This is a genomic window from Necropsobacter rosorum (genome assembly GCF_964241405.1).
Taxonomy (GTDB): Bacteria; Pseudomonadota; Gammaproteobacteria; order Enterobacterales; family Pasteurellaceae; genus Necropsobacter; species Necropsobacter rosorum.
This window is the reverse complement of record NZ_CAXSXF010000004.1, coordinates 51833-77018: the sequence shown is the minus strand read 5'-3', so window position 1 is coordinate 77018 and position 25186 is coordinate 51833. Positions and strand designations below refer to the sequence as shown.

Annotated in this window: 22 protein-coding genes; 16 read left to right on the top strand and 6 right to left on the bottom strand. The window is 44.6% G+C overall.

Going from position 1 to position 25186, the window contains the following annotated elements; all coding sequences use genetic code 11:
- Positions 1 to 8 precede the first annotated feature (8 nt).
- Positions 9 to 1859: a translational GTPase TypA gene (typA, locus tag ACESOH_RS08555; protein ID WP_373100742.1), complete on the top strand. Its 1851-nt coding sequence runs from the start codon at positions 9 to 11 to the stop codon at positions 1857 to 1859.
- A 192-nt stretch (positions 1860 to 2051) separates the two neighbouring features.
- Positions 2052 to 3677: a phosphoethanolamine transferase gene (locus ACESOH_RS08550; protein WP_373100740.1), complete on the top strand. Its 1626-nt coding sequence runs from the start codon at positions 2052 to 2054 to the stop codon at positions 3675 to 3677.
- A 70-nt stretch (positions 3678 to 3747) separates the two neighbouring features.
- On the opposite strand, the gene bcp is transcribed toward ACESOH_RS08550, so the two are convergent.
- Positions 3748 to 4227 (bottom strand): thioredoxin-dependent thiol peroxidase, encoded by a 480-nt coding sequence (gene bcp, locus ACESOH_RS08545; RefSeq protein WP_373100739.1) that lies wholly within the window; start codon positions 4225 to 4227, stop codon positions 3748 to 3750.
- 139 nt (positions 4228 to 4366) lie between these two features.
- On the opposite strand from bcp, the gene dapA reads away from it, so the two are divergent.
- Together dapA and bamC are read left to right on the top strand one after the other, a co-directional pair.
- A complete protein-coding gene (dapA, locus tag ACESOH_RS08540) occupies positions 4367 to 5263 on the top strand; it encodes a 4-hydroxy-tetrahydrodipicolinate synthase (RefSeq protein WP_373100738.1) in 897 nt (298 codons plus the stop codon).
- A gap of 138 nt (positions 5264 to 5401) precedes the next feature.
- The gene (bamC, locus tag ACESOH_RS08535; protein ID WP_373100737.1) at positions 5402 to 6406 is read left to right on the top strand and encodes an NlpB/DapX family lipoprotein; all 1005 of its coding nucleotides are present in this window, start codon (positions 5402 to 5404) and stop codon (positions 6404 to 6406) included.
- Between the two features lie 122 nt (positions 6407 to 6528).
- Here the strand turns inward: bamC and mglC are convergent, their stop codons facing one another.
- The 4 genes from mglC to ACESOH_RS08515 all read right to left on the bottom strand — a co-directional run bounded on the left by mglC (position 6529) and on the right by ACESOH_RS08515 (position 11298).
- A complete protein-coding gene (gene mglC / locus ACESOH_RS08530; protein WP_373100735.1) occupies positions 6529 to 7536 on the bottom strand; it encodes a galactose/methyl galactoside ABC transporter permease MglC in 1008 nt (335 codons plus the stop codon).
- Positions 7537 to 7560: 24 nt separating this feature from the next.
- Positions 7561 to 9081, bottom strand: coding sequence for a galactose/methyl galactoside ABC transporter ATP-binding protein MglA (gene mglA, locus ACESOH_RS08525; RefSeq protein WP_373100734.1), 1521 nt, complete (start codon positions 9079 to 9081; stop codon positions 7561 to 7563).
- Positions 9082 to 9132: 51 nt separating this feature from the next.
- Positions 9133 to 10125 (bottom strand): galactose/glucose ABC transporter substrate-binding protein MglB, encoded by a 993-nt coding sequence (gene mglB, locus ACESOH_RS08520; protein ID WP_032093648.1) that lies wholly within the window; start codon positions 10123 to 10125, stop codon positions 9133 to 9135.
- 171 nt (positions 10126 to 10296) lie between these two features.
- Positions 10297 to 11298 carry a substrate-binding domain-containing protein gene (locus ACESOH_RS08515; RefSeq protein WP_032093649.1) on the bottom strand — a complete coding sequence of 334 codons (1002 nt, stop codon included), beginning with the start codon at positions 11296 to 11298 and terminating at the stop codon, positions 10297 to 10299.
- Between the two features lie 210 nt (positions 11299 to 11508).
- On the opposite strand from ACESOH_RS08515, the gene galT reads away from it, so the two are divergent.
- The 5 genes from galT (at position 11509) to lnt (ending at position 17433) form a co-directional block, all read left to right on the top strand.
- Positions 11509 to 12555 carry a galactose-1-phosphate uridylyltransferase gene (galT, locus tag ACESOH_RS08510; RefSeq protein ID WP_373100732.1) on the top strand — a complete coding sequence of 349 codons (1047 nt, stop codon included), beginning with the start codon at positions 11509 to 11511 and terminating at the stop codon, positions 12553 to 12555.
- A gap of 149 nt (positions 12556 to 12704) precedes the next feature.
- Positions 12705 to 13862 carry a galactokinase gene (gene galK / locus ACESOH_RS08505; RefSeq protein WP_373100731.1) on the top strand — a complete coding sequence of 386 codons (1158 nt, stop codon included), beginning with the start codon at positions 12705 to 12707 and terminating at the stop codon, positions 13860 to 13862.
- Complete coding sequence (gene galM / locus ACESOH_RS08500; protein WP_373100730.1) at positions 13856 to 14884, top strand: galactose-1-epimerase; 1029 nt, start codon at positions 13856 to 13858, stop codon at positions 14882 to 14884. The genes galK and galM overlap by 7 nt, the downstream gene beginning before the upstream one ends.
- Positions 14885 to 14995: 111 nt before the next feature.
- Positions 14996 to 15898 (top strand): CNNM family magnesium/cobalt transport protein CorC, encoded by a 903-nt coding sequence (corC, locus tag ACESOH_RS08495; protein WP_373100728.1) that lies wholly within the window; start codon positions 14996 to 14998, stop codon positions 15896 to 15898.
- A complete protein-coding gene (lnt, locus tag ACESOH_RS08490; RefSeq protein ID WP_373100727.1) occupies positions 15895 to 17433 on the top strand; it encodes an apolipoprotein N-acyltransferase in 1539 nt (512 codons plus the stop codon). The genes corC and lnt overlap by 4 nt, the downstream gene beginning before the upstream one ends.
- Before the next feature lie 62 nt (positions 17434 to 17495).
- Here the strand turns inward: lnt and infA are convergent, their stop codons facing one another.
- Positions 17496 to 17714, bottom strand: coding sequence for a translation initiation factor IF-1 (gene infA, locus ACESOH_RS08485; RefSeq protein ID WP_032093655.1), 219 nt, complete (start codon positions 17712 to 17714; stop codon positions 17496 to 17498).
- A 225-nt stretch (positions 17715 to 17939) separates the two neighbouring features.
- Between infA and ACESOH_RS08480 the strand changes: the two genes are divergently transcribed.
- From ACESOH_RS08480 to ACESOH_RS08450, 7 genes are all read left to right on the top strand, one after another.
- Positions 17940 to 19067, top strand: coding sequence for an LPS O-antigen chain length determinant protein WzzB (locus ACESOH_RS08480; protein WP_373100908.1), 1128 nt, complete (start codon positions 17940 to 17942; stop codon positions 19065 to 19067).
- Positions 19060 to 19863, top strand: coding sequence for a DUF4422 domain-containing protein (locus ACESOH_RS08475; RefSeq protein ID WP_373100726.1), 804 nt, complete (start codon positions 19060 to 19062; stop codon positions 19861 to 19863). Before ACESOH_RS08480 ends, ACESOH_RS08475 begins: the two co-directional genes overlap by 8 nt.
- 15 nt (positions 19864 to 19878) lie before the next feature.
- Positions 19879 to 20766, top strand: coding sequence for a LicD family protein (locus ACESOH_RS08470; protein ID WP_373100725.1), 888 nt, complete (start codon positions 19879 to 19881; stop codon positions 20764 to 20766).
- A gap of 266 nt (positions 20767 to 21032) precedes the next feature.
- Positions 21033 to 21944, top strand: coding sequence for a hypothetical protein (locus ACESOH_RS08465; RefSeq protein WP_373100724.1), 912 nt, complete (start codon positions 21033 to 21035; stop codon positions 21942 to 21944).
- Positions 21941 to 23389, top strand: coding sequence for a flippase (locus ACESOH_RS08460; protein WP_373100723.1), 1449 nt, complete (start codon positions 21941 to 21943; stop codon positions 23387 to 23389). Before ACESOH_RS08465 ends, ACESOH_RS08460 begins: the two co-directional genes overlap by 4 nt.
- 21 nt (positions 23390 to 23410) lie before the next feature.
- Positions 23411 to 24139, top strand: a complete 729-nt coding sequence (locus tag ACESOH_RS08455) for an IspD/TarI family cytidylyltransferase (protein WP_373100722.1) — start codon at positions 23411 to 23413, stop codon at positions 24137 to 24139.
- Positions 24139 to 25185, top strand: coding sequence for an NAD-dependent epimerase/dehydratase family protein (locus ACESOH_RS08450; RefSeq protein WP_373100720.1), 1047 nt, complete (start codon positions 24139 to 24141; stop codon positions 25183 to 25185). Before ACESOH_RS08455 ends, ACESOH_RS08450 begins: the two co-directional genes overlap by 1 nt.
- The last annotated feature ends 1 nt before the right edge of the window (position 25186 follow it).

Below are 25186 nucleotides of genomic sequence, written 5' to 3'. Positions count from 1 at the left end.
ATCATCAAATGACAGAAACAATTGATATTAATAAATTGCGTAATATCGCAATTATCGCTCACGTTGACCACGGTAAAACGACGCTGGTGGATAAACTTCTGCAACAATCCGGTACGCTGGAAGCCAGCCGCACCGACACCGACGAACGGGTAATGGATTCCAACGATTTGGAAAAAGAACGCGGCATTACGATTCTGGCCAAAAATACCGCGATCAACTGGAACGGTTATCGTATTAATATCGTGGACACCCCGGGACACGCGGACTTCGGCGGCGAAGTGGAGCGTGTGCTTTCGATGGTGGACAGCGTACTGTTAGTGGTGGACGCTTTTGACGGCCCGATGCCGCAAACCCGTTTTGTCACGCAAAAAGCCTTTTCGCACGGCTTAAAGCCGATTGTGGTGATCAATAAAGTGGATCGCCCGGGCGCGCGTCCGGACTGGGTGGTGGATCAGGTTTTCGATTTGTTTGTTAATCTGGGCGCCACCGACGAACAACTGGATTTCCCGATTATCTACGCTTCCGCGCTTAACGGCGTTGCCGGTTTGGAACATGAGGCGCTGGCCGCGGATATGACGCCGTTGTTTGAAGCGATTGTTAAATATGTCGCACCGCCGCAAGTCGAATTGAACGCTCCGTTCCAGATGCAGATTTCCCAACTGGATTACAATAATTATGTGGGAGTGATCGGTATCGGGCGGATTAAACGCGGCACGGTCAAACCGAATCAGGCGGTGACCATTATCGACAGCGCCGGCAAAACCCGTAACGGTAAAATCGGTCAGGTGCTGGGGCATCTCGGTCTGCAACGCTATGAAGAAGATCTGGCGCAGGCGGGCGATATTGTGGCGATTACCGGTCTGGGCGAGCTGAATATTTCCGATACCGTTTGTGACATTAATAATGTGGAAGCGCTGCCGGCGCTGACTGTGGACGAACCGACGGTCACCATGTTTTTCTGTGTGAATACCTCGCCGTTTTGCGGTAAAGAGGGCAAATTCGTTACCTCCCGTCAGATTCTGGAACGCCTGAATAAAGAATTGGTGCACAATGTGGCGCTGCGGGTGGAAGAAACCCAGAATCCGGATGAATTCCGGGTGTCCGGGCGCGGCGAACTGCACCTTTCCGTGTTGATCGAAAATATGCGCCGCGAAGGCTATGAGCTGGCGGTATCCCGTCCGAAAGTGATTTATAAAGAAGAAAACGGCCGCAAACAGGAACCGTTCGAACAGGTGACCATCGATATTGAGGAACAACATCAGGGCGCCGTGATGGAAGCGCTGGGTATCCGCAAAGGCGAAGTGAAAGACATGATTCCGGACGGCAAAGGTCGTACCCGACTGGAATATGTGATCCCAAGCCGCGGTTTGATCGGCTTCCGCAACGAATTTATGACCATGACTTCCGGTACCGGTTTGCTGTATTCCACTTTCAGCCATTATGATGATGTGAAAGCGGGCGACATCGGACAGCGTAAAAACGGCGTGCTGATTTCAAACGCCACCGGTAAAGCGCTGGCTTATGCCTTATGGGGATTGCAGGAACGCGGTAAACTGATGATCGACCACGGGGTTGAAGTGTATGAAGGGCAGATTATCGGCATTCACAGCCGTTCCAATGATCTGACCGTAAACTGTCTGCAAGGTAAAAAGCTGACCAATATGCGCGCCTCCGGTAAGGACGATGCGATTCAGCTGACCACGCCGATTAAGTTCTCCCTTGAACAGGCTATTGAGTTTATCGACGACGATGAACTGGTGGAAGTGACGCCGGTTTCCATCCGTATCCGTAAGAAACTGTTGACGGAAATGGATCGCAAACGCGCCAACCGCACCACGACCAGCACCAGCACGCATTAAGCGTAAAAACGATGAAAAAAAACACCGCACTTCATAAAAGTGCGGTGTTTTTTTATCCCGAATTTTTATCTCCCGCATACTGTTTATTCCTAAAACGGTTTCGGCCTGAAAATATCTTTTTCCGGCATGAACTTTTATTTTGCCCGTCCGTCTAATGCCTGCGTAACCACTAACGATTTTAGCAGGATTTTTATGTTTCGATTTCCACGTTTGCATTTAACCAGCTCGGCGCTGATTGCGCTGACAGCGCTGTATTTTACCTTGGTACTGAATTTCGCCTTTTACAGCAAAGTGCTGGCGCTTCATCCGTTTAGCGGTAAGCCGGAAGATTATTTCTTGCTGACCGTGCCGTTTTTCGTGTTTTTCACGCTGAATGCCGTTTTTCAGCTCTTGGCGCTGCCGCTGCTGCATAAAATTATTATGCCGCTGTTGCTGATTATCAGCGCGGCGATAGCGTACAGCGAAGTTTTTCTGGATGTGTATTTCACCACGGATATGCTGGAAAACGTGCTGCAAACCACGCCGGCGGAAAGCGCGCGCATGGTAACCTGGCAGTATGTGGGGTGGATTGTGCTGTTCGGGCTGCTGCCGGCGTTGTTGTATCTGGCGGTGAAGGTGGATTACCGCCGCACCGTTGCGGAAATCGGTTTCCGGCTCGGCGCTATTGTGCTTTCTGCGCTGGTGATTGTCGGCATCGCAAAATTTTTCTTTCAGGATTACGCCGCCTTTGTGCGCAACAATAAACCGGTGGTGAACCTGATTTTGCCGTCAAACTTTATTACGGCGGGCGTGAATAAACTCAAACGCCTGCGCGATGCAAACCGGCCGTATGAGCGGATCGGGCTGGACGCACAGCAGGCAAAACCGGATCCTTACCGCCATTTCACCGTGATTGTGGTGGGCGAAACCACCCGCGCGCAAAACTGGGGATTAAACGGTTATGCGCGGCAAACCACGCCGCAACTGGCGGCGCGCGGCGATGAGGTGATTAATTTCAACCATGTCACCAGCTGCGGCACGGCGACGGCGGTGTCGGTGCCTTGTATGTTTTCTTTTTTGAACAAAGATCAGTACGACGGTTCCAAAGCGGAAAAAATGGATAATCTGCTGGATGTGCTGCAACGGGCGGGGGTGAATATTTTCTGGCTGGATAACAACAGCGACTGCAAGGGCGTGTGTGTGCGCGTGCCGAATGAAACGGTGAATATGACACTGAAAGAATACTGCACCGAAGGCGAATGTCTGGATGAAGTGTTGCTGCGGGATTTTGATAAAATCCTGAATGAAACCAATAAAGATACGGTGCTGATTTTGCATACCATCGGCAGCCACGGGCCGACCTATTACGAACGTTATACGCCGGCATTCCGCAAATTTCTGCCCACCTGCGATACCAACCAGATTCAGAATTGCAGTAACGAACAGCTGGTGAATACCTATGACAACGGGATTTTGTATATTGATAATTTCTTAAATACGGTGATCGGCAAACTGGAACACCGCGATGATCTGGAAAGTGCGGTCTATTATGTGTCCGATCACGGCGAATCCCTCGGTGAGAACGGCATGTATCTGCACGGCGCGCCTTACGCCATCGCACCAGAACAGCAAACCCGAGTGCCGATGATCTTCTGGTTTTCAAAAACCTGGCAAAAGAATGAGGGCGTCGATCTGGATTGCCTCAGAGCGCGGGCGAAAACCGAACCGTTTTCCCACGATAACTTATTCAGTACGGTTATCGGTATGATGGATATGAATTTAAAAACCGCCGTTTACCAACCGCAGCTGGATATTCTGGCGGCCTGTAAACGGCATTAACGCACCAAGTTCAAGCCCCGTCCGGCTGCGGAATTTGGCCGGGCGGGATGTAGAGGCGCTGAAAGTGCGGTTATTTTTTCGGCTGTTTTTGTAACAGATAATCCAGCACCACCTGATGATGATCGCGGGTTTTGAATTTATCGAAAACCTGCTCGATATTGCCCTGTTCATCAATCAAAAAGCTGATGCGGTGAATGCCGTCGAAGGTGCGCCCCATAAATTGCTTTTCGCCCCATACGCCGAACTGCTCGGCAACGTGATGATCCACATCGGATAACAGAGTGAAATTTAAGGCTTTTTTCTCGCTAAACGCGGCCAGTTTTGACGGACTGTCGGGGCTGATGCCCACAACCGCCACGCCTAATTTATCCAGCTCGCTTTTGCTGTCGCGCAATCCGCAGGCCTGTGTGGTACAGCCGGGCGTCAGCGCTTTAGGGTAAAAATAAACCAGCACTTTTTTACCGGCAAAATCTGTCAGCGAAACCGGCGTGTTGTTTTGATCCGGCAGTTGAAAGTGCGGTGCGGGTGCGCCGGCGTTTAATCGGTTCATTTAAAATCTCCTTAAAAAATTTGTGCCATATCTAAAAAATGAAAAAAATCGCTTGCAAATTCAGGCTATTTTAGCGATCTTAAATAAACTTTTTCAAGCAGACTCGGCATCGATAACAAAAATAAATCTGGAGGTTTTTATGACTGCGAGCAATCCTTTGTTTTTCGGCAGTATCACCGCAATGGTTACCCCGATGGACAATCACGGCGAAGTGGATTTCGACGCATTGGAAAAATTGGTTGAATATCATGTGGCGGCAGGAACGCACGGTATTGTGTCGGTAGGCACTACGGGCGAATCCGCCACCTTAAGCATTGAAGAAAATGTCAAGACCATCTTAAAAACCGTGGAATTTGCCGCCGGGCGGATTCCGGTTATCGCCGGCGCCGGGGCGAACGCCACCAGCGAGGCAATCACCATGACCAAACTGTTGAATGACAGCGGCGTCGCCGGTTGTTTGTCCGTTGTGCCTTATTATAATAAACCGACTCAGGAAGGCATGTATCAGCATTTCAAGGCCATTGCCGAATGTACCGATTTACCGCAGATTTTATATAATGTGCCGGGGCGTACCGGCAGTGATATGCAGCCGGAAACCGTGGGGCGTCTGGCCGAAGTGAAAAATATCGTCGCGATTAAAGAAGCTACCGGCGATGTCAGTCGGGTGGCGAAAATCAAACAGCTGGCCGGTGAGGAATTTATCGTATTAAGTGGCGATGATGCCACCGGTCTGGAGAGCATGAAAGCCGGCGGCGAGGGCGTGATTTCCGTCACCAATAATGTGGCGGCGGCGGATATGGCGAAAATGTGTAATCTTGCGCTGGCCGGTAAATTTGAGGAAGCGGAAGCGATTAATCAGCGTCTGATGGCGTTGCATAAAAATCTGTTTATCGAATCGAATCCGATTCCGGTTAAATGGGCGTGCTATAAACTGGGCTTAATTCCCGAACCGGTGCTGCGTTTACCGCTGACCACGTTAAGTGCCGGCGCGCAGCCGAAAGTGCTGGATGCCTTAAAAACCGCCGGTCTGCTATAAACCGGTTTGATTTTTCGTTTAGGGTCTGCAGGATGAATGCAGACCCTAAACTTTTTGTTTGATCTGTTGTCAAACACTGACGAAACAACATGGAACAGCGGGAATCCCCGCATTGATTTGAACCCGAGGAATACCTATATGAAAAAGTGGTTACTTACCGCGACGATATTAACGACGCTGACGGCTTGTTCCGTGAGTAACGAAAGCAAGCAGCAGTCTAATGATAATTTCGCTGAGAAAGGTCGTGATCTGCCGGCGTTTGTGCCATTGGCAAGCGGCGGCGTTACGCTGCCGAAACAGGATCAAACCTATCAGCTGCCGCAGGTTAAGGTTACACCGAGTCAAAGCGTGGATATCCGTCCGCCGACAATGCCGATTGCCATGATCAACAATTCGATCGCACAGTTTGACGGTGAGCGTTCGTTAATCGTGTATCCGCTGGAAAAACAGGAAGTCTATAATTTAAAACAGGTGGAACGTTTACTGAAAGAGCAGGGCATTACCTATAGCGCGCAGAACGGTCAGCTGGTCACCGACTGGGCGCCGACCGGTCGGGCCGACGATGTGGGCGATACCCAAATCCGTTATCAGATCGAACAGGTGGCGACCCGTGATGCAAGCGCGCTGGCGATTTCTGTCTTGGATATGAAACGGGATAATATTATTTTCACCCCGAGCGTGACCGACAAGCAACGCTATACCTCGGATCGCTTAAATCAATTGGTGGGCGAGCTGAACAGCGTATACCGCAAACAGCAGCAGGATTTGAATAATGCGGTGCAGACACCGATTCAGTCCGCATTAACCACCGATAACAACGGACGTACGGCGCTGGCGCTGGGCGCACCGTTTAATCAGGCTTGGGCGAGATTGGGCGGCGCATTGCCATTACTCGGTTTTGAGATTACAGCGGAAAACGGCGGTCGCGGTTATCGTGAACTGAAATATAAACCGTTGGATGCCGATGAATGGCGGCGTTTCGGCGTGATGCGACCGGAACTGGAAAAAGGCGCATATTCGATGCAGCTGAGCGCGCTGGGCAAACAAAGTGCGGTGGTAATTTCCGATGAAGACGGCAACGCATTATCCGGCGCGCCGGCACAGGCGATTTATCAGGCGATACAAAATATTTTAGCCAAGTAATGTAAAAGCATAACAAACGAAAAGACCGCACGACTTAAAGTGCGGTCTTTTTTTGGTGAGTTTTTTTAGTCGGTAAAAAGTGATGCTTGAAACGGTGGGGTAATTCCCACCGTATTGCAGAATTATTTTTTCTTCGCGTATTTCAGCGAGTCGATGGCGACCGCCAGAATGATGATGCTGCCTTTGATGATGTATTGCCAGTAAGGGTTGACACCGATATAGGTCAGCCCGTAGTTGATTACGGTAAAGATCAATACCCCGGTAACCACCCCGATAATGGTACCGACACCGCCGGCAAAGGAAACCCCGCCCACCACGCAGGCGGCAATGGCATCCATTTCATACATAAAGCCTAAGTTGTTGGTCGCACTGCCGATACGGCCGGCTTCCAGCATCCCGCCGAAGGCGTAGAACACGCCGGCTAAGGTGTAGATCACCAGCAGATTGCGCACCACATTTACCCCGGAAACACGCGCCGCTTCAGGATTGCCGCCGATGGCGAAAATATTTTTACCGAAACGGGTTTTGTTCCAGAGTATCCACATAATCACGGTGGCGATAGCCGCATAAATGGTAATATACGACAGCTTAAAGGAACCGAGCCGGAAAAAGCCCTGCGCAAAGGTGGAAAAACTTTCGGTAAAACCGGCAATCGGCGAGGAACCTACCGCATCGTAGTACAGCGAGTTAATGCCATAGACGATGATCATGGTGCCCATAGTGGCGATAAACGGCGTGACGTTCAGCACGGCAATCACGAAACCGTTGAGCAGACCGATCACGGCACCGACCGCACAAACCGCCAGAATCACCACGGGAATCGGCAATTCCGGCAGCTCCGGAAATACGCGGTTCAGATTTTCCATCGATTGCAGCATGGTGGCGGACACCACGGCGGCCAGACCGACCTGACGACCGGCGGATAAGTCGGTACCCTGTACCACCAGTAGGCCGGCGATACCCAGCGCGATAATCAGACGTACGGAAGATTGAGTCAGAATATTACTGAAATTCATCACGTTCAGGAACGTCGGGTCTTGCGAAATAATAATTAAAAGCAGGATTAACAACACGAAATAAATCGCGTTCTGTTTAAAGAAATCCCAGGTTTTATGTGGTTTAACGGCCATAATGCTATTCCTTTTCAACGCTTGTTATAAATATTTGGCGGCAAGCTGCAAGATCTCCTCTTGCGAGGTTTTCGCCGTTTCCACGATACCGGCGACCTTACCGTTGCTCATCACTAAAATACGATCGGTAATGCCTAATAATTCCGGCATTTCGGACGAGATCATAATAATTCCCTTGTCTTTTTGCGCCAGCTGCATAATTAACTGATAAATTTCATATTTTGCTCCGACATCAATGCCGCGGGTCGGTTCGTCTAGCATCAGAATTTCCGGCTGGGTCAGCAGCCAGCGGCCGATAACCACTTTCTGCTGATTACCGCCGGACAGCGAACCGATCGTGGTTTTATGGGACGGCGTTTTGACATTCATCGCATCGATGACCCATTGGGTGTCGCTTTTCATTTTTTTATTACTCAGCAATCCCCATGAACTGATATAGGATTTCATATTCGAAATCAAAGAGTTGAACTCGATGCTCAGATTGGCGTAAATGCCGGTGGAGCGGCGTTCTTCAGTGACTAAGGCAAAACCGTTATTAATCGCTTCAAGTGCGGTGTGATTTTTCACGGTTTTTCCGTTCAGCTTAACCGTACCGCCGCTGCGTTCCCGCACGCCGAAAATGGTTTCCACGATATCGGTACGTTTCGCGCCGACCAGTCCGGCGACGCCCAGAATTTCGCCTTTGCGCAGCTCAAAACTGACATCCTGAATGGAAGGCTGGTTTTTGGCGCTCAGATGTTCCACTTCCAGAATCACTTCTTTCGGGGCGTTGGTTTTTTCCGGGAAACGCTGAGTGAGTTCGCGTCCCACCATCATAGCGACAATGCCGTCCATGGTGGAACCTTTAACCGGCACGGTGTTGATCCATTTGCCGTCGCGCAGAATCGTAATTTCATCGCAAATCTTGAAAATTTCATCCATTTTATGGGAAATATAAATAATGCCGCAGCCACGCTGTTTCAGTTTGGCGATGATTTTAAACAGATGATCCACCTCCTTTTCCGACAGGGAAGAGGTCGGTTCGTCCATAATGACGATTTTGGCATGATAAGAAAAGGCTTTGGCGATTTCGATCATCTGCATTTGGGAAACGGACAGATTGGCAACCTTTTCTTTCGGATCGATTTTAATATCCAGTTCGTCGAAAATCGCTTTGGTATCGCGGTACATTTTGGCGTGATCGACGAACGGCCCTTTTAGCGGATAGCGACCCAGCCACAGGTTATCCATTACATTGCGCTGACGCACCAGATTCAGTTCCTGATGCACCATGGAGATCCCGTTTTCAAGCGCTTCTTTCGAGGTTTTAAAATTGACGGGTTGATTGAGGAACAGAATTTCCCCTTCGTCTTTGGCATAAATGCCGAATAGACATTTTAATAATGTGGATTTACCCGCCCCGTTTTCCCCCATCAGGGCGTGAACCGAATGCGAACGCACGGTCAGATTGGCGTGATCCAGCGCTTTCACCCCGGGAAAGGATTTGCTGACATTTGTCATGGTGAGCAGCACTTCGCCGTCTTGAGTTTGAGTGTGTACTGTCATCTCCAACCTCACAGAAAAGGGGAGACGGATCTCCCCTGATGATTACGACTATTATTTTAAAAACTCGGCTAAATTATCTTGATCGATGCCGACATAAGGAATGCGCACTACGCGATCCTGTAGTTTCCAGTCGGTACCTTCGGTGGCGGCTTTTCCGTGCGCCAGATTATCCGATAACTGCACTACGGCTTTCGCCTGATTGACACCGTCGTTCAACACGGTACCGGCAATTTCGCCTTTTTTGATCAGTTGCAGCACTTCCGGCAAGGCGTCTACACCGAAGATCGGCAGTTTTTTACCGTGCGCTTTGGTGGCTTCCAGCGCGCCCATCGCCATGCCGTCGTTATTGGTGATAATCACTTCGATATCGTTGGCTTTGGAACTGGACAACCAGGCATCGGTTTTATCTTTGGCCATTGCCGCATCCCACATGCCGGTATCGATAAATAATTGTTCGGTTGGAATGCCTTGGCTGTTTAACTGCTCGATAACGTATTTGGTACGCGCTTCGGCATCGGGATGACCCGGTTCACCTTTTAACAGAACATATTGAATTTTGCCGTCTTTATTTAAATCGTATGCCGGATTAGCTTTCCAGTGTTTCGCAATCAAATCGCCCTGAATCAGACCGGATTCTTTCGGATCGGTGCCCACATAATAAGCGTTGTCATAGCTGCCGATGGCTTTGGCGCCCGGATCTTTATTAAAGAACACCACCGGAATATCATCCGGTTTGGCTTTATTGATAATCGTCGGGGCGGCCGCCGGGTCAACAAGGTTAATCGCTAATGCTTTGACACCGCGGGAAAGTAATACATCAACCTGGTCATTTTGAATGGATTGCGCATTTTGTGAATCGTTCATCAGCAGTTCAACGTCTTTAAGCTGTTTCGCCTCTTTATCGATTTCCTTACGCATCAGTGACATAAAGTTATCATCATATTTGTAAATGGTTACACCGATACGGGTTGCCGCTTGTGCCGCAGTGGTGGCAAGGCTTAAACCTACGGCGAAAGCGACCGCACTTAATACTGTTTTTTTCATAAAAACGCTCCTTGAGTACATTGATGATCAGTTGATGGATATTACGCTGTGAGCCTCAGGTCATACCAGCGTTTAGAGCATATAGGAAAAGCGGGAGGAAGACTGTGATCGCTCTCACATTTATGAAAGCGATTACAAAACAATGCCGAAAAATGTGATGCGGATCACGCCTCAGGCGAAGTTACCAGTGGAAAAACGTCTGACTAATGTGGGATTAAACTGAATATGTTCGGGCGTTTTTATGCTTTTATCGACTAAACTTAACGCCAGATTAGCGGCATAACTCGCCATTAAATCAATAGGATAGCGAATAGTAGTGAGTTTCGGAATAAGGTATCTGGCAATCGGCATATCATCAAAACCGATAATGGAAAACTGTTTCGGCACATTGATATTATTTTCACTCAAAACGGAAATCGCACCGGCCGCCATACTGTCGTTATAGGCAACCACCGCAGTCAGATCGGAATTATAACTTAACAGATTGATCATCGCCTCCTCGCCGCCTTCAAAATCAGGGCTGCTGTGCGTGATCATATGTTCTTTGACGGACAGCGCATAATGCCGAAGGGCGCTCAGATAGCCCTCGATGCGTTCCGTTTCATCGGTGATTTTATGGTTGGAACCGATGTAACCGATATTTTTATGCCCCAACCCAATCAGCATTTCCGTTGCCGAAAAGGTGCCTTTGCGGTTATCCAGACTGACGCAGCGTTTCTCATAACCGCGCACGATACGGTTAATAATCACCATGCCCGGAATTTTGCTCAGATAATCGCGCAGCTCATCATCACTGAGGGCTTTGGAATGCACCACCAGACAGCTGCAACGCTTACGCAGCAGGGTGTCGATAGCCTTGCGTTCCTTTTCCGCATTGTGATAGCCGATACCGATTAAAATGGTTTTCTGATGCTCCTCGGCGACCTTATCCACCGCTTTGACCAGAATCGCAAAGAAGGGATCGGTCACGTCCGTCACCACCACGCCGATGGTGTCCGTATTCTGCAATGCAAGCGCCTGTGCGTTGGCATTCGGGCGATAACCCAGTTTTTCCACCGCACTTTGTACCGCCAGACGCGCCTTTTTACTGGATGACGGATGATTATTCAATACACGGGAGACGGTGGCGACGGAAACGCCGGCCTGTTCCGCCACATCACGAATCGTAATCATAGCATTTTCCTGCATTTTAGGTTAATAGGCTGCCTATATGATATATAAAACCGATAAAATTGAAAGCGGTTACGTTGAAAAAGCAGGGTTAACTGCCAAAAAAATCCGACTTTTTACCAATTTTGTGATCTGGATAATGGTTTATTTTTTTTTATCTGCTATCTTATGCAGCGATCTCTTTGTAACCGTTTTCATTTTTGAGAGGTGATTATGACAGAAGCATTTATCCCGACCGAACATCCGCATCGTCGTTATAATCCGCTGACGGCGCAATGGGTGCTGGTTTCGCCTCACCGCGCAAAACGGCCGTGGCAAGGGCAGCAGGAAAAAACGGCGGAAGAACAAAAACCGGCTTACGATCCCGCCTGTTATCTTTGTCCGGGCAACCGGCGCATCAGCGGCGAACAAAATCCGGTTTACCATAAACCTTTTGTGTTTAAAAACGATTTTTCCGCCTTGCTGGAAGACACGCCAACTCCGCCGGAAAGCGCCGATCCCCTGTTCAGAAGCGCACCGGCGCGGGGAGAAAGCCGGGTGGTGTGCTTTTCGCCGGATCACAGCAAAACCTTGCCGTTGCTTAGCGTCGATGAGATCAGCGAAGTGATTCGGGTATGGCAACAGCAGTTAAACGAGCTGGGACAAAAATATCAATGGGTACAGATTTTTGAAAATAAAGGCGCCGCCATGGGCTGCTCGAATCCGCACCCGCACGGTCAAATTTGGGCGAACAGTTTTTTACCGAACGAAGTGGCGCGTGAAGATGCGACGCAGCGTGAGTATTTACGCCGGCACGGTTCGGTGCTGTTAGTGGATTATGTACAGCGCGAACTGGCGTTAAACGAACGCATCGTCGTGCAAACCGACCATTGGGTCGCGCTGGTGCCTTATTGGGCGGTCTGGCCGTTTGAAACCCTGCTGCTGCCGAAAACTCAGATTAAGCGCTTAACCGAGATGACGGCGGCGCAAACGCAGGATCTGGCCGTTGCGCTGAAAAAACTGACCACCAAATACGACAATCTGTTTAATGTATCCTTTCCGTATTCCATGGGCTTTCATGCCGCGCCGTTTAATGGTGAGGAGAATGCGCACTGGCAGCTGCACGCGCATTTTTACCCGCCGTTACTGCGCTCGGCGACGGTGCGTAAGTTTATGGTGGGATACGAAATGCTGGGCGAAAGCCAGCGGGATTTAACGGCGGAGCAGGCAGCGGCGCGCTTACGGGAATTAAGTGAAACGCATTATAAAGAGCAATCATAAGAGGATGTGGCAAAGGCGCATCAGCCCTAAAGGCGAGCTGCGCCGGCGTCGGTAAAGTACGAATATCTTATTGATTCCCGAGGAAAATAATCATAAACGGCGGCGTTTTAGACCGCACTTTGAAAAATCTGTTTATTTGGAGAAAGAGAATGAATCCTCAGCAGACCGCAACAGGCTTATTCAGTGAAAAATTTAACCGCACTTCAACCCATCATGTTTACGCGCCGGGACGGGTGAATATTATCGGCGAACATACGGATTATAACGATGGCTTTGTGATGCCGTGCGCCATTAACTACGGCACGGCGATCAGCGGTGCGAAACGCAATGACCATATTTTTAAAGTGTATGCGGCGGATTTTGATCAGTTTGATGAATTCCGCCTGGATCAGGAAATTGTGCCGAACCCGGCACAGAAATGGACGGGCTATGTGCGCGGCGTGGTGAAATTTATTCAGCAGCGCTGTCCGACATTTAGTCAGGGCGCGGATTTGGTAATCAGCGGCAATGTGCCGTTATCTGCCGGGCTGAGTTCTTCCGCCTCGCTGGAAGTGGCGGTGGGCAAATTCTGCCAGCAGCTCGGCTCATTGCCGCTAACCGATACGGAAATCGCATTAATTGGGCAACAGGCGGAAAATCAGTTCGTCGGTGCCAATTGCGGCAATATGGATCAGCTGATTTCCGCGTTGGGGCAGCAAGATCATTTATTGCTGATCGATTGCCGCTCGCTGGATACCACGCCGATCCCGATACCGCACAATGCGGCGGTGATGATTATCAATTCGCATGTGAAACATGATCTGGTCAGCGGCGAATACAATACCCGCCGCCGGCAATGCGAACGGGCGGCGGCATTTTTCGGGGTGAAGGCGCTGCGTGATGTGTCGCTGGCACAATTTAAGCAGAAAGAGAAGGAATTGGCGGCGCTGGATGCGGAAACGGCAAAACGGGCGAAACATGTGATTAGCGAAAATCAGCGGGTACTGGAGGCGGCACAGGCGTTGCGGCAGGGCGATTTATCCCGCTTGGGCGAATTAATGGCGCAATCGCATGCCTCTATGCGCGATGATTTCGCTATCACCGTACCGGAAATTGATTTTCTGGTGGAACTGGCGCAGACCGCACTGGGCAACCGCGGCGGAGCGCGTATGACTGGCGGCGGCTTCGGCGGTTGTATCGTGGCGGTGGCGCCGGCGGATTGTGTGGCGGCGGTGCGCAACATGATTGCCGATAATTACGAAAAACAAACCGGGCTGAAGGAGGATTTTTATGTCTGCACGGCTTCGCAAGGAGTTACCGTATGCTAAGACAATATACGCAAGCGACGGCGCCGGACGGTCAGCCGTTTCGTGTTTTTAGTTTAACCAACCGTCATGGCATGCAGATTCGCCTGATGGACTGGGGCGCAAGCTGGCTTTCCTGTCTGGTGCCGGTGGGCGGACAATTGCGCGAAATGCTGCTGGGCTGTCGGCTACAGGATTACCCGATACAGCAGGCCTATCTGGGCGCGACGATCGGGCGTTACGCCAATCGCATCGGCGGGGCGCGCTTTCGTTTAAACGGCGAGACGGTAAAGCTGACCGCCAATCAGGGCCGACATCAGCTGCACGGCGGACGCGGTTTTGATCAGCGGCGCTGGCAAGTGGAAAAGTGCGGTGAAAATTTCGTGCGTTTTTGCCATTTTTCAGCGCACGGCGATCAGGGCTTTCCGGGCAATGTCCGCGTAGGCGTAACCTACCGTTTAAGCGAGGATAATGCGGTGTCGATCGAGTTTGATGCCGTTGCGGATCGGGATACGCCGCTTAATCTGACTAACCATGCCTATTTTAATCTGAATGATGCGGAGAACGGCATGGATATTCGCGCCCACTCGCTGCAATTGAACGCGGATTATTTTTTACCGGTGGATAGCGACGGCATTCCGAACGCGCCGTTAAAAGCGGTGCGCTACAGCAGTTTTGATTTTACTGAGGAAAAGCCTATCGGACTGGATTTTATGCAGGAAGAACAGCATATCACCAAGGGATACGATCATGCTTTTCTGCTCAACGGACAAGCGGACAAACCTTGTGCGATTCTGACCGCACTTGACCGCTCCGCCACATTGCAAGTGTTTACCTCGCAGCCGGCATTACAGGTGTACAGCGGTAATTTTCTCGGCGCCACACCGCGGCGCGACGGCGGACATTATGCGGATTATGCCGGTATCGCCCTGGAAACCCAAGCGCTGCCCGATACGCCGAATCATCCGGAATGGTGGCGTTTCGGCGGGATAAGCAAGGCCGGACGGCCATACCGTCATTGGACCAGATTCTGCTTTTCCTGTTAAGCCTTAAAATAAGAGGGCCTGCGCTGAATCCGCAGGCGTTTTTATTTTGCTATCGCTGATAAAATATGATAATTTCCCCCTGTCGATACGACGGTAATGTATTAAATAAGTATGAACAACGAAGAAAATTCACATCAAGCGGAAAACAGCACAAAAAAAAGCTTTTTTCAGTCCCTTTTCGGCCGCTTTTTTCAGGGCGAACTTAAAAATCGTGATGAACTGGTGGAAGTGATCCGAGACTCCGAACAAAATGAACTGATCGATCTGGATACGCGTGAGATGATCGAAGGCGTAATGGAAATCGCCGAGTTGCGCGTGCGTGATATTATGATTCCGCGCTCGCAGATTATTTTTATCGAAACCGCACAGGATCAGGATTCTTGTCTGCAAACCATTATTGAAAGCGCCCATTCCCGCTTTCCGGTGATCAGCGGCGATCGCGATAATATCGCCGGTATTTTGCATGCCAAGGATTTGCTCCGTTTTTTGCATTCCGACGCGGAGCAATTTGACTTGCTGCCGTTGCTGCGCCCGGCGGTGATTGTGCCTGAAAGTAAACGGGTGGATCGCATGCTGAAGGATTTTCGTTCCGAACGTTTTCATATGGCGATTGTGGTGGACGAGTTCGGTGCGGTGTCCGGTTTGGTGACGATTGAAGATATTCTGGAGCAAATCGTCGGCGATATTGAAGACGAATTCGATGAAGAAGACGTGGTGGATATCCGTCAGCTGTCGCGCCATACTTATACGGTACGCGCGTTGACCGACATTGATGATTTCAATCAACAGTTCAGCACCGATTTTGCCGATGAGGAAGTGGACACCATCGGCGGGCTGGTTATGCAGGCGTTCGGTTATCTGCCGAAACGCGGGGAAGAAATTACGCTCGGCAAGTTAGATTTTAAAGTCACCTCGGCGGACAGTCGCCGCATTATTCAGTTAAGAGTCACGGTGCCGGACGAGCAGCTGGCGGAAATGGAAAAAACTGAAGACAACACAGACGATCATTCATGAAAAATTATGTTATCTATCTTATCGCGTTGATCAGCGGGGGATTAGGCGTGTTCGCCTTTTCCCCTTTTGATCTCTGGGGTTTGGCCTATCTTTCGTTACTCGGTTTGTTGTGGGTCGCCAAAACTGCACGCAAAAAGACCGCACTTTGCGCCGCATTTCTGTGGGGCATGAGCTTTTTCACCTTCGGCGTGAACTGGCTGCATGTCAGTATTCACCAATTCGGCGGCGCGCCGTTGTGGCTCAGCTATTTGTTGGTGTTGCTGCTGGCGGCTTATTTATCGTTATATCCCTTGTTGTTCGTTTATCTGGTGCGGCGTTTTCAGGTTCGTAGTGCGGCGATTTTCCCGGTGATCTGGACTTTTACGGAGTTTTTGCGCGGCTGGGTTTTCACCGGTTTCCCGTGGCTGCAATTCGGCTATACCCAGATTGACAGCCCTTTTGCCGGGCTGGCACCGCTGTTCGGTGTGGAAGGGCTGACCTTTTTTGTAATGTGGGTCAGTGCGGTCGTGTTCAACATCCTTTGTGCCTTATGGCAAGCACCGCGCAAAGCAGCCGTTGTTCTCTCTAACCTGTTGTTATTATTGCTGATCGGCGCTTTAAGCGGGCTGTCCTCTTCGCTGAGTTATGTTAAAAATGCGGCGGATAAAGCGCTGACGGTAACGCTGATTCAGGGCAATATCGAGCAGAATTTGAAGTGGGATCCTGATTATGTTTATCAAACCTTTGAAATTTACAGCAAATTAATTAATCAGCAACTGGGAAAAACCGATCTCATCATCTTGCCGGAAGCTGCGTTACCGCTGTGGGAAAATGAAATTCAGCCTTTTTTCAACACCTTACAGCAGGCCGCGCAGCAAGCGGGCAGCGAGCTGATTATCGGCACCGTTTATGAGGATGAACGTCACGGTAAGTTATTGAATTCCATTATTAATGTCGGTAATGCGCAATATCCGTACCGCCCGGATAGCGCAAACCGTTACAGCAAACATCATCTGGTGCCTTTCGGCGAATATGTGCCGCTGGAAACACTGCTGCGTCCGCTCGGCAGCGTGTTTAATCTACCGATGTCGGCGTTTCAGAGCGGGGATAAAATTCAGCCGCCGCTCGTGGCAAAAAACCGCCGTTTCACTCCGGCGATTTGTTATGAAATTATTTTCGGCGCCCAGTTACAGCAGAATTTGCGCAGCGAGAGCGATTTTATCCTGACGGTTTCCAATGACGCTTGGTTCGGTGACAGTATCGGCCCGTGGCAGCATTTGCAAATGGCGCGTATGCGCGCACTGGAAACCGGCAAACCGGTAATCCGCGCGACTAACACCGGCATCACGGTATTTATCGATGCCGGCGGCAAGATCACGGCGCAGGCGCCGCAATTTATCGAAACCACGCTCACGCAAAAAATCGCCCCGACACAGGGAAAAACCCCCTATGCCGCATTCGGCGCCATGCCGCTGTATCTGTTAAGCGTGCTGCTGGTCGCATTGCGCGGTATGGGGCTGCTGATAAAACGCCGATGGCTGAAAAGTGCGGTGTAAATTTGCCGAATTTAATGAAAAACACCAAGTTCTCGAACTTGGTGTTTCTTAAGGGGAACCTATTAACGGCTGCGGAAGATGATACGACCTTTGCTTAAATCATAAGGTGTCATTTCAACAGTCACTTTATCACCGGTTAGAATACGGATATAGTTTTTACGCATTTTCCCCGAAATATGAGCTGTCACAACATGACCGTTTTCCAACTCCACACGAAACATCGTGTTCGGCAGGGTTTCTAAAATAGTGCCCTGCATCTCGATACTATCTTCTTTTGCCATTCATTCCTCTGGATCGTTGGTTAATAATACAAAACAAAAAACGTGCGGATTATACTCTTTAAAAGAGAATTCATAAAGTTTTTTATCAAACAAATTGCTTTCGGGGAGCCGCTGGATCGTGCCCGGTAATATAAATTTTAAATATATAGCTTGGTTCTTCGCTACAAAACCTTTAGAATGACCGCGGATATTATTTTTTATTGTTTAAACTGTGGGAGTGTGGCGATGGAGAAAAATCAGCTTGCCTTGAATGAGAAGCGAGATGAGGAAATCGATCTTATTGCGTTAATAAAATTATTATGGGATAAGAAAATCTGGATTGTGCTTTCCGCTTTTGTATTTATGCTGATTGCCGGTATCTATGCTTTTACCGCTAAGGAACAATGGACATCAAAAGCTGAAGTGATTGCGCCGAAAACCATTGATTTAGGCAACTATTTTAATATACGGAAAGAATATGCCCGTATTTTAAGTAAAGAGTTTGATGCGGCTGCGTTGGCAGGCGAACTATTCGGAAAGTTTAATTTATTGTCAGAATCCTTGGATAAGCGCAGAGAGTTTTTTATGCAATCCGAATTGTATAAAAAATTGATTGAAGGGGAAGATGAAAAATCGCAAAGAACCATTCTTTCGGATCTTATCAGCAAAGATATCAGTATCACGAAACCGGATCCTAAAAAAGAGCCTGACTTAGTGGGGCGGAGAATCAGTTTGAGCGCAGAAACCCCTGAGGACGCTCAACAAACGCTACAACAGTTTATTGCTTTTACCAATCAATCGGCATATCAGCAGGAATTAGATAATTTTCTAATTTACTTTAATGAAATCGTTTCAGATTTAAACTATGAAAAGACAAAATTTGAAAGAGATTTAACCATTCAAAGAACGGTACAGCTTGAAAACCTGGATAATGCATTTAATATTGCAAAAGAAGCAGGAATAAAAGATTATTCAAAATCTTTCGGTTTGGCCAATGATACCGCGCTTCAAGCCGTGGCCATGTCAGAAACTAAAATTCCGTTATCCGATTCTAAATTAAGTGACGGCACCTATCTTTTCATGCTTGGTGAGAACTATTTAAAAGCTCAGATTAATGTTATTAAAGAGAAAGGTGTAATTTACCCGCCAAGATATTATCAGGTAACGGAATTACTAAAAGAACTGGAACCATTGTTAGCAAAAACAAAAGATGCAAAAGCAGATACATTTAGTTATCAGGCATCGCCGGATTATCCGGTGAAGAGAGATTGGCCGAAACGGATTCTGTTACTTTTAATTGGAGCAGTGCTGGGCGGTTTGATTGGTTCTATTTGGGTTTTGGTTAAATCACTGTTTGGTAATAAAAATGGATAAAGATATCAAAATTATCATCGCCACTCATAAACAGCATTTTATGCCTTCTGATAGCATGTATTTACCGTTGCATGTGGGGAAACTTGGTAAACCGGATTTAGGCTATCAAGGTGATGATACGGGCGAAAATATTTCTGCCAAAAATGCGAGTTTCTGTGAATTAACAGGGCTTTACTGGGCATGGAAAAATTTACCAAATGATTATTTAGGGCTTATCCATTATCGTCGTTTCTTTAGTGTAAAAAGCGCTTCGGCACGCCGTAATCAGCCACTTGAAACCTTATATTTAACCACTGAAGAAGCCTCAAAACTGCTTGAACAATATGATGTGATTGTGCCAAAACGTCGTAATTATTATATTGAAACCCTCTATTCGCATTATGCAAACACATTACATGCGGAGCATTTAGATGTCACTCGCGATATTATTGCTGAAAAGTGCGGTGAATATTTAGCAAGTTTTGATGAAGTAATGAAACAGCGTGGCGGATATATGTTTAATATGTTCATTATGTCGAAAGAATTAGTCAATGATTATTGTAGTTGGTTATTCCCGGTTTTATTTGAATTAGAAAAACGTATTCCAGCGGAACAATATTCAGCTTTTCATGCGCGTTTTTATGGTCGAGTGAGTGAATTGCTATTTAACGTATGGATGAAGCAGTATTCAAAATCTAACCAATTAAAAGTAAAAGCCATTCCATTTGTTTATGGGGAGAAGATTAATTGGTTAAAGAAAGGTAGTGCATTTTTAATGGCGAAATTCTTTGGCAAGAAATATGAGAAGAGTTTTTAAAGGAAATAAGTATACATGAGTATTAATGTTATCTATAAAACGTTAAAAAGCGATAAATTAATTGAAATTGATGATAAAAAAAGAGAAATAATTCAAAATGAATTAATTTATATGATGCGAGATTTGAATGAGTTTCTCGTTAGTAACAATATCCGTTATTCTTTAGGTGGTGGAAGTATGCTTGGAGCTGTGAGGCATCAGGGTTTTATTCCTTGGGATGATGATATTGATGTAAATATGGAGAGAGAAGAATTTGATAGATTTTATTCTCTGTTTAATGACTCTTCACTATCTGATAAATATGAACTTATTATTCCAGGTGATAAGAATTATTATTATCACTTTCCCCGATTAATGAAAAAGAATACTCAATATAGAACTATCCAGGATTTAGAATCTGATAAAGTTGGGCTGCCTATTGATATATTCATACTAGATAACTTGCCCGATAATATATTGTTAAAATATATACATGGGATTTTATCTACAGGATTGTTATATGTTGGTACATCAATTAGAACTCATAGAATAAAAGGTCAGCTTGAAGAATTAGGATTAGACAAAAGATACTATAAAAAAATTTTAGCAAGGACTATATTTGCTCCAATTATAAATTGTATTCACTATACAAAGTGGTTTAAGTTTATGGATAGTGTCTTTGGAATGTTTAAGACATCTAAAAAAGGAAAATCAGTAGTTATTCCTTCAGGTAGAAAACATTTTTGGGGAGAAATCTATTCTAGAGAAAAATTAATAACTTTAAAAGAAAGAAAATTTGATAAAGAATTTTTTTCTACATATTCAGATGAGAAATACTATTTAGGTAAATTGTATGGGGATTATATGCGAATACCTGATCAGAGTAAAAGAGAAAAGCATTCTATTTTAGGCTTGACTATATGAGCGTATTCCTAAAAGAACAAAAAAAATATAAAGTATTTTTATGGCTATTCATGTTTTTCTATTGTACATGTATAGCTATTATTCATTTGTCAAGTTCTCAATTTATTGTTTCTATAGAAGGATATAAGATCTGGCTCGATAGCATAAAGGTGTTTTTATATATCTCTTCTTTTTTATGTTTATGTCTATTCTATAAATTCAATAGAGTTACATTGTTGGATATTATCATTACAGTAGTATTTATGATTTCTTATTACTATTCTAGAATGGTAATATCAGTATTTATTTTCTTTCTTTTTGCAAAGTATATAAGTTTTAATAATATTTTAAAGGCATTTTTATTCACAACTCTTATATGTATATTATTTACAATTTGTAGTTCTATCTTTCAACTTTATGAATATTCATCAATGGATGCTATGTATAGGAGTGATGGATCGTTTAGAGAACCATTAGGATATAAGTATCCAACCTATATCGCTAATGTTTCATTATATGTGTATATAGTATGGGGAGCGATTAGAAGAAACAAATTAAGCTTATTGGAGTTATTATTATTTTTTTGTTCCAACCTTATGGTATATCTATATACAGATACTCGAACTATATTTTATTTAGTAAATCTTTTTATTTTTTCTATATTATTAATTAAGATTTTAAATATAAGTTATAGAACCTTTTTTATAGGGCGAATTTTAGGGTTCTTATCATCCTTTGGTTTTTTTATATTAGCAGGGTTATCTATATATTTGATAATAAATTATAATCCAGATATAGAATGGATGGATAAGCTAAATAAAATTCTAAGTGGAAGGTTATATTATGGAAATAAAGGCTTCTCTGAGTATGGGATTAGTTTATTAGGTCAAAAGGTAGAGTATATTGATGTACTTGATTTAACTGGATATAACTCCTTATTTGTTATAGATTCCGGATATTTTAGAGCTTTAATGGATTATGGTATTGTTTTATTTTCTATGATTGCATTTGGTTTCAAATATGTTGGTGATAAAATAGTTAAAGAAAATGATATTTATTATGGTGTTATATTAGGTATTATGATGTTAGATCTCCTAGTAAATCCACATATTATGTCTCTTGACTTTAATCCGTTTATATTTTTATTATCTTATGTTGGAAAATATGCTCATAATATGTGTATAAGGGAAACAGTATGAGTATAAGAAGTGTTAAGTTCAATTTCTTAATGAATTTATTACTAACTGTAACAAATTTTTTATTTCCATTAATAACATTTCCTTATGTTTCGAGAATTTTATTACCAGAAGGTACAGGGAAAGTTGCTTTTGCTTATGCTATAGTATCTTATTTTAGCATTTTTGCCTCTTTCGGAGTGGCTAATTATGGAATTAGAGCTTGCGCAAAAGTTAGAGATAATAAAGAACTTTTGTCTAAAACAGTTCAAGAAATTTTAGGTATAAACTTAGCAATTACATTATTTGTGTATTTAGTATTTTCTGTTTGCGTTATATATATAGAACCTTTTCAAGTAGAAAGTAGACTATTTTGGATCTCTAGTCTTAATATTATATTGACTATTTTGGGCGTTGAATGGCTTTATAAAGGATTAGAACAGTATTTGTATATAGCAATAAGATCTATAGTTTTTAAGCTGATATCTCTAATCTTAGTATTTACATTAATTAAATCGCAAGATGATTATACTATTTATGCGTTTATTATGATTTTGGCAACTGTTGGTTCTGGGATTGTTAATCTCTTTAATTTGAAGAGATTAATTAATTTAAAAATTTATACTGATTATCAATTTAAAAAGCATATAAAGCCAATGGCTGTATTTTTTATGACTACTATTGCTGTGGCATTTTATGTTTATGTCAGTGTGGCAATATTGGGGATCATTACGGATAATGAGGAAGTTGGATATTATGATGTTGCATATAGAGTTCGGAATGTGATGGTAAGTATAGTGACTACTTTAGGTGCAGTGCTGTTGCCTAGGTTAAGCTACTATGTAGCACATGATATGAAAGATGAATTTAATAGAGTGATCAATAAATCTATGAATTTTGTATTTTTATTATCATTACCATTGGTGTTTTTTTCCTTCTTCTTTTCGGAATCTATTATTTTCATATTAGCAGGAAGCGACTACTTGGCAGCAAATATTCCATTAAAAATACTATCAATAATTATTTTGATAGTTGGAATTTCTAATTTGACAGGTATTCAGATGCTAATACCATTAGGAAAAGAAAAATATCTTTGTTATTCAGTTGTTTTAGGAGCTATTATTAATATAATTTTAAATTATATTTTAATTCCTAAATATGGAGCTTCTGGGACAGCGTTATCTATAGTTGTTACTGAACTAATAATATTACTTTTTCAAGTGTGTGCTTTAAAAAGATACATATCAATATTATTTGGAGGAGTTTCTTATATAAAGATTGTGGTAGCGATCTGCATGGCTCTTTTCCTTTCGTTTTATGTGAAATATAATATGAAGGCTGAATATATAGCAATGTTTATTATAACATCTACTATATTCTTTGGGATTTATTTTTTATCCTTGCTTATGATGAAAGAGAAACTAGTAATATCTTTACTTTTACAAATTAAATCTAGATTAACAAAGTAACTGAATAGTGGAGAAACATTTATGAATTCAGCTGTTATTTTTGCGGGCGGAACTGGGTCGCGTATGAATTCTAGAGTATTACCAAAACAATTTTTAAAAATTTATGGTAAACCAGTGATTATTCATACTTTAGAAGTCTTTGAAAATTGTGATGAAATTGATGGAATAGTTATCGTAATATTGCGAGGTTGGGAACAATATCTTCAAGATTTGCTGGAGCAGTATCGCATTACTAAAGTGAAAAAAGTTGTTGCTGGTGGCGAGACAGGGCAGCAGTCTATTTATAATGGTTTAAGTGAAATTAATAATGGTATCGTACTAATTCATGATGGAGTTCGCCCATTTATTACGAATCAGCTTATTAAAGACAATATTGCCATGGCTAAAGCGAAAAAAATTGCCATTACTTGTGTGAAAGCTAAAGAAACACTAGTTTCGGTAGAAGATAATAAAATTAATGGTGTGCTTAAACGTGATGTTTCATATATGGCGCGAGCACCGCAAACATTTGATGTGGAATTGTTAAAATTAGCGCATCAAAAAGCTATTGCTGATAATAATTTCTCTTTTGTGGATTCTTGCGCAATTGTGAAACATTACTTTCCTGAATTAGAACTTAATATTGTTGAATGTGGTTCTGAAAACATTAAGATTACTACTCAAGAGGATTTTTATTTGGCTAAAGCGATGTTTTCTTTGGAAGAAGATGAACAGCTCTACGGCTTTAAACGTGGCGATGAGAAAAAATAATGAAAGATTTGGTATTACAAGAAGATCTTGCTTTTATTGCGGATAAAGTTTTTAAACCGGGTGTATTTAATCATTCAACCGTACTGGTCACTGGTGCAACGGGGCTTGTTGGTTCTTTAATTGTGAAAAGTATGTTGTATGCGAATCAAACACTAGATAGTAATATTACAATCTTAGCAAGCGTTCGCAATTTAGAAAAAGCGAAAGATGTTTTTGCTGATTTTTCAGATGAGAATTTAAAGTTTGTCACGAATAGCTTACTATCACCACTGGCTTTTGAACAATCGGTTGATTTTATTGTACATACGGCAAGTATTACAGCGTCAAAAGAGATGATCGAAAATCCAACAGGTGTGTTACTAACAGCATTTGAGAGTACAAAAAATTTATTGGAATATGTAAAAGCTAATCCAAGTTGCAAGATGGTCTATATTTCTTCCATGGAATATTACGGCCAGGTTTCAGATGATTATGAAAATGTCACTGAAGATAAATTGGGTTATATCGATCTTAGCAAACTGCGTAGCTGTTATCCTGAAAGTAAACGAGTTTGCGAGGCATTATGTAATGCTTATGCAGCACAATATAATTTAAATATATGCAGTGCAAGGCTTGCTCAAACATTTGGGGCCGGTGTACCGATCTCAGATAATCGTGTGTTTGCCCAATTTGCAAAAAGTGCGGTCAAAAAAACAGATATTATTTTGCATACAACAGGGCAGTCTGAGGGCAACTATTGCTACACTGTGGATGCCGTGTATGGTATTTTTTTGCTTTTACAAAAAGCCGAGAAAGGACAGAGTTATAACGTTGCTCGTAATCATAGTACTATTTTAAATATGGCCAAAATGATTGCTGAGAAAATCACTAACAATCAAATTAAAGTGGAAGTCCGTATTCCTGAAAATTTGAGTAGTTTAGGCTATGCGCCTGATGTGAAGTTAAAGCTAAATTCAGATAAACTTAAAGCATTGGGCTGGGAACCGACAGTTGATTTGGAAAACATGTTTAGACGAATGATAAAAAGCTGGGAATTACAAGGATAAT

Excerpts from the sequence above, each read along its gene's own strand:
- galK (WP_373100731.1), top strand. The coding sequence starts at position 12,705 with ATGAATCCTCAGCAGACCGCAACAGGCTTATTCAGTGAAAAATTTAAC.
- ACESOH_RS08470 (WP_373100725.1), top strand. The coding sequence starts at position 19,879 with ATGAGTATTAATGTTATCTATAAAACGTTAAAAAGCGATAAATTAATT.
- galM (WP_373100730.1), top strand. The coding sequence starts at position 13,856 with ATGCTAAGACAATATACGCAAGCGACGGCGCCGGACGGTCAGCCGTTT.
- bcp (WP_373100739.1), bottom strand. The coding sequence starts at position 4,227 with ATGAACCGATTAAACGCCGGCGCACCCGCACCGCACTTTCAACTGCCG.
- mglB (WP_032093648.1), bottom strand. The coding sequence starts at position 10,125 with ATGAAAAAAACAGTATTAAGTGCGGTCGCTTTCGCCGTAGGTTTAAGC.
- ACESOH_RS08480 (WP_373100908.1), top strand. The coding sequence starts at position 17,940 with ATGGAGAAAAATCAGCTTGCCTTGAATGAGAAGCGAGATGAGGAAATC.
- infA (WP_032093655.1), bottom strand. The coding sequence starts at position 17,714 with ATGGCAAAAGAAGATAGTATCGAGATGCAGGGCACTATTTTAGAAACC.
- ACESOH_RS08515 (WP_032093649.1), bottom strand. The coding sequence starts at position 11,298 with ATGATTACGATTCGTGATGTGGCGGAACAGGCCGGCGTTTCCGTCGCC.
- dapA (WP_373100738.1), top strand. The coding sequence starts at position 4,367 with ATGACTGCGAGCAATCCTTTGTTTTTCGGCAGTATCACCGCAATGGTT.
- ACESOH_RS08455 (WP_373100722.1), top strand. The coding sequence starts at position 23,411 with ATGAATTCAGCTGTTATTTTTGCGGGCGGAACTGGGTCGCGTATGAAT.
- mglA (WP_373100734.1), bottom strand. The coding sequence starts at position 9,081 with ATGACAGTACACACTCAAACTCAAGACGGCGAAGTGCTGCTCACCATG.
- bamC (WP_373100737.1), top strand. The coding sequence starts at position 5,402 with ATGAAAAAGTGGTTACTTACCGCGACGATATTAACGACGCTGACGGCT.
- mglC (WP_373100735.1), bottom strand. The coding sequence starts at position 7,536 with ATGGCCGTTAAACCACATAAAACCTGGGATTTCTTTAAACAGAACGCG.
- ACESOH_RS08475 (WP_373100726.1), top strand. The coding sequence starts at position 19,060 with ATGGATAAAGATATCAAAATTATCATCGCCACTCATAAACAGCATTTT.
- ACESOH_RS08465 (WP_373100724.1), top strand. The coding sequence starts at position 21,033 with ATGGTAATATCAGTATTTATTTTCTTTCTTTTTGCAAAGTATATAAGT.
- lnt (WP_373100727.1), top strand. The coding sequence starts at position 15,895 with ATGAAAAATTATGTTATCTATCTTATCGCGTTGATCAGCGGGGGATTA.
- galT (WP_373100732.1), top strand. The coding sequence starts at position 11,509 with ATGACAGAAGCATTTATCCCGACCGAACATCCGCATCGTCGTTATAAT.
- ACESOH_RS08550 (WP_373100740.1), top strand. The coding sequence starts at position 2,052 with ATGTTTCGATTTCCACGTTTGCATTTAACCAGCTCGGCGCTGATTGCG.
- ACESOH_RS08460 (WP_373100723.1), top strand. The coding sequence starts at position 21,941 with ATGAGTATAAGAAGTGTTAAGTTCAATTTCTTAATGAATTTATTACTA.
- typA (WP_373100742.1), top strand. The coding sequence starts at position 9 with ATGACAGAAACAATTGATATTAATAAATTGCGTAATATCGCAATTATC.
- ACESOH_RS08450 (WP_373100720.1), top strand. The coding sequence starts at position 24,139 with ATGAAAGATTTGGTATTACAAGAAGATCTTGCTTTTATTGCGGATAAA.
- corC (WP_373100728.1), top strand. The coding sequence starts at position 14,996 with ATGAACAACGAAGAAAATTCACATCAAGCGGAAAACAGCACAAAAAAA.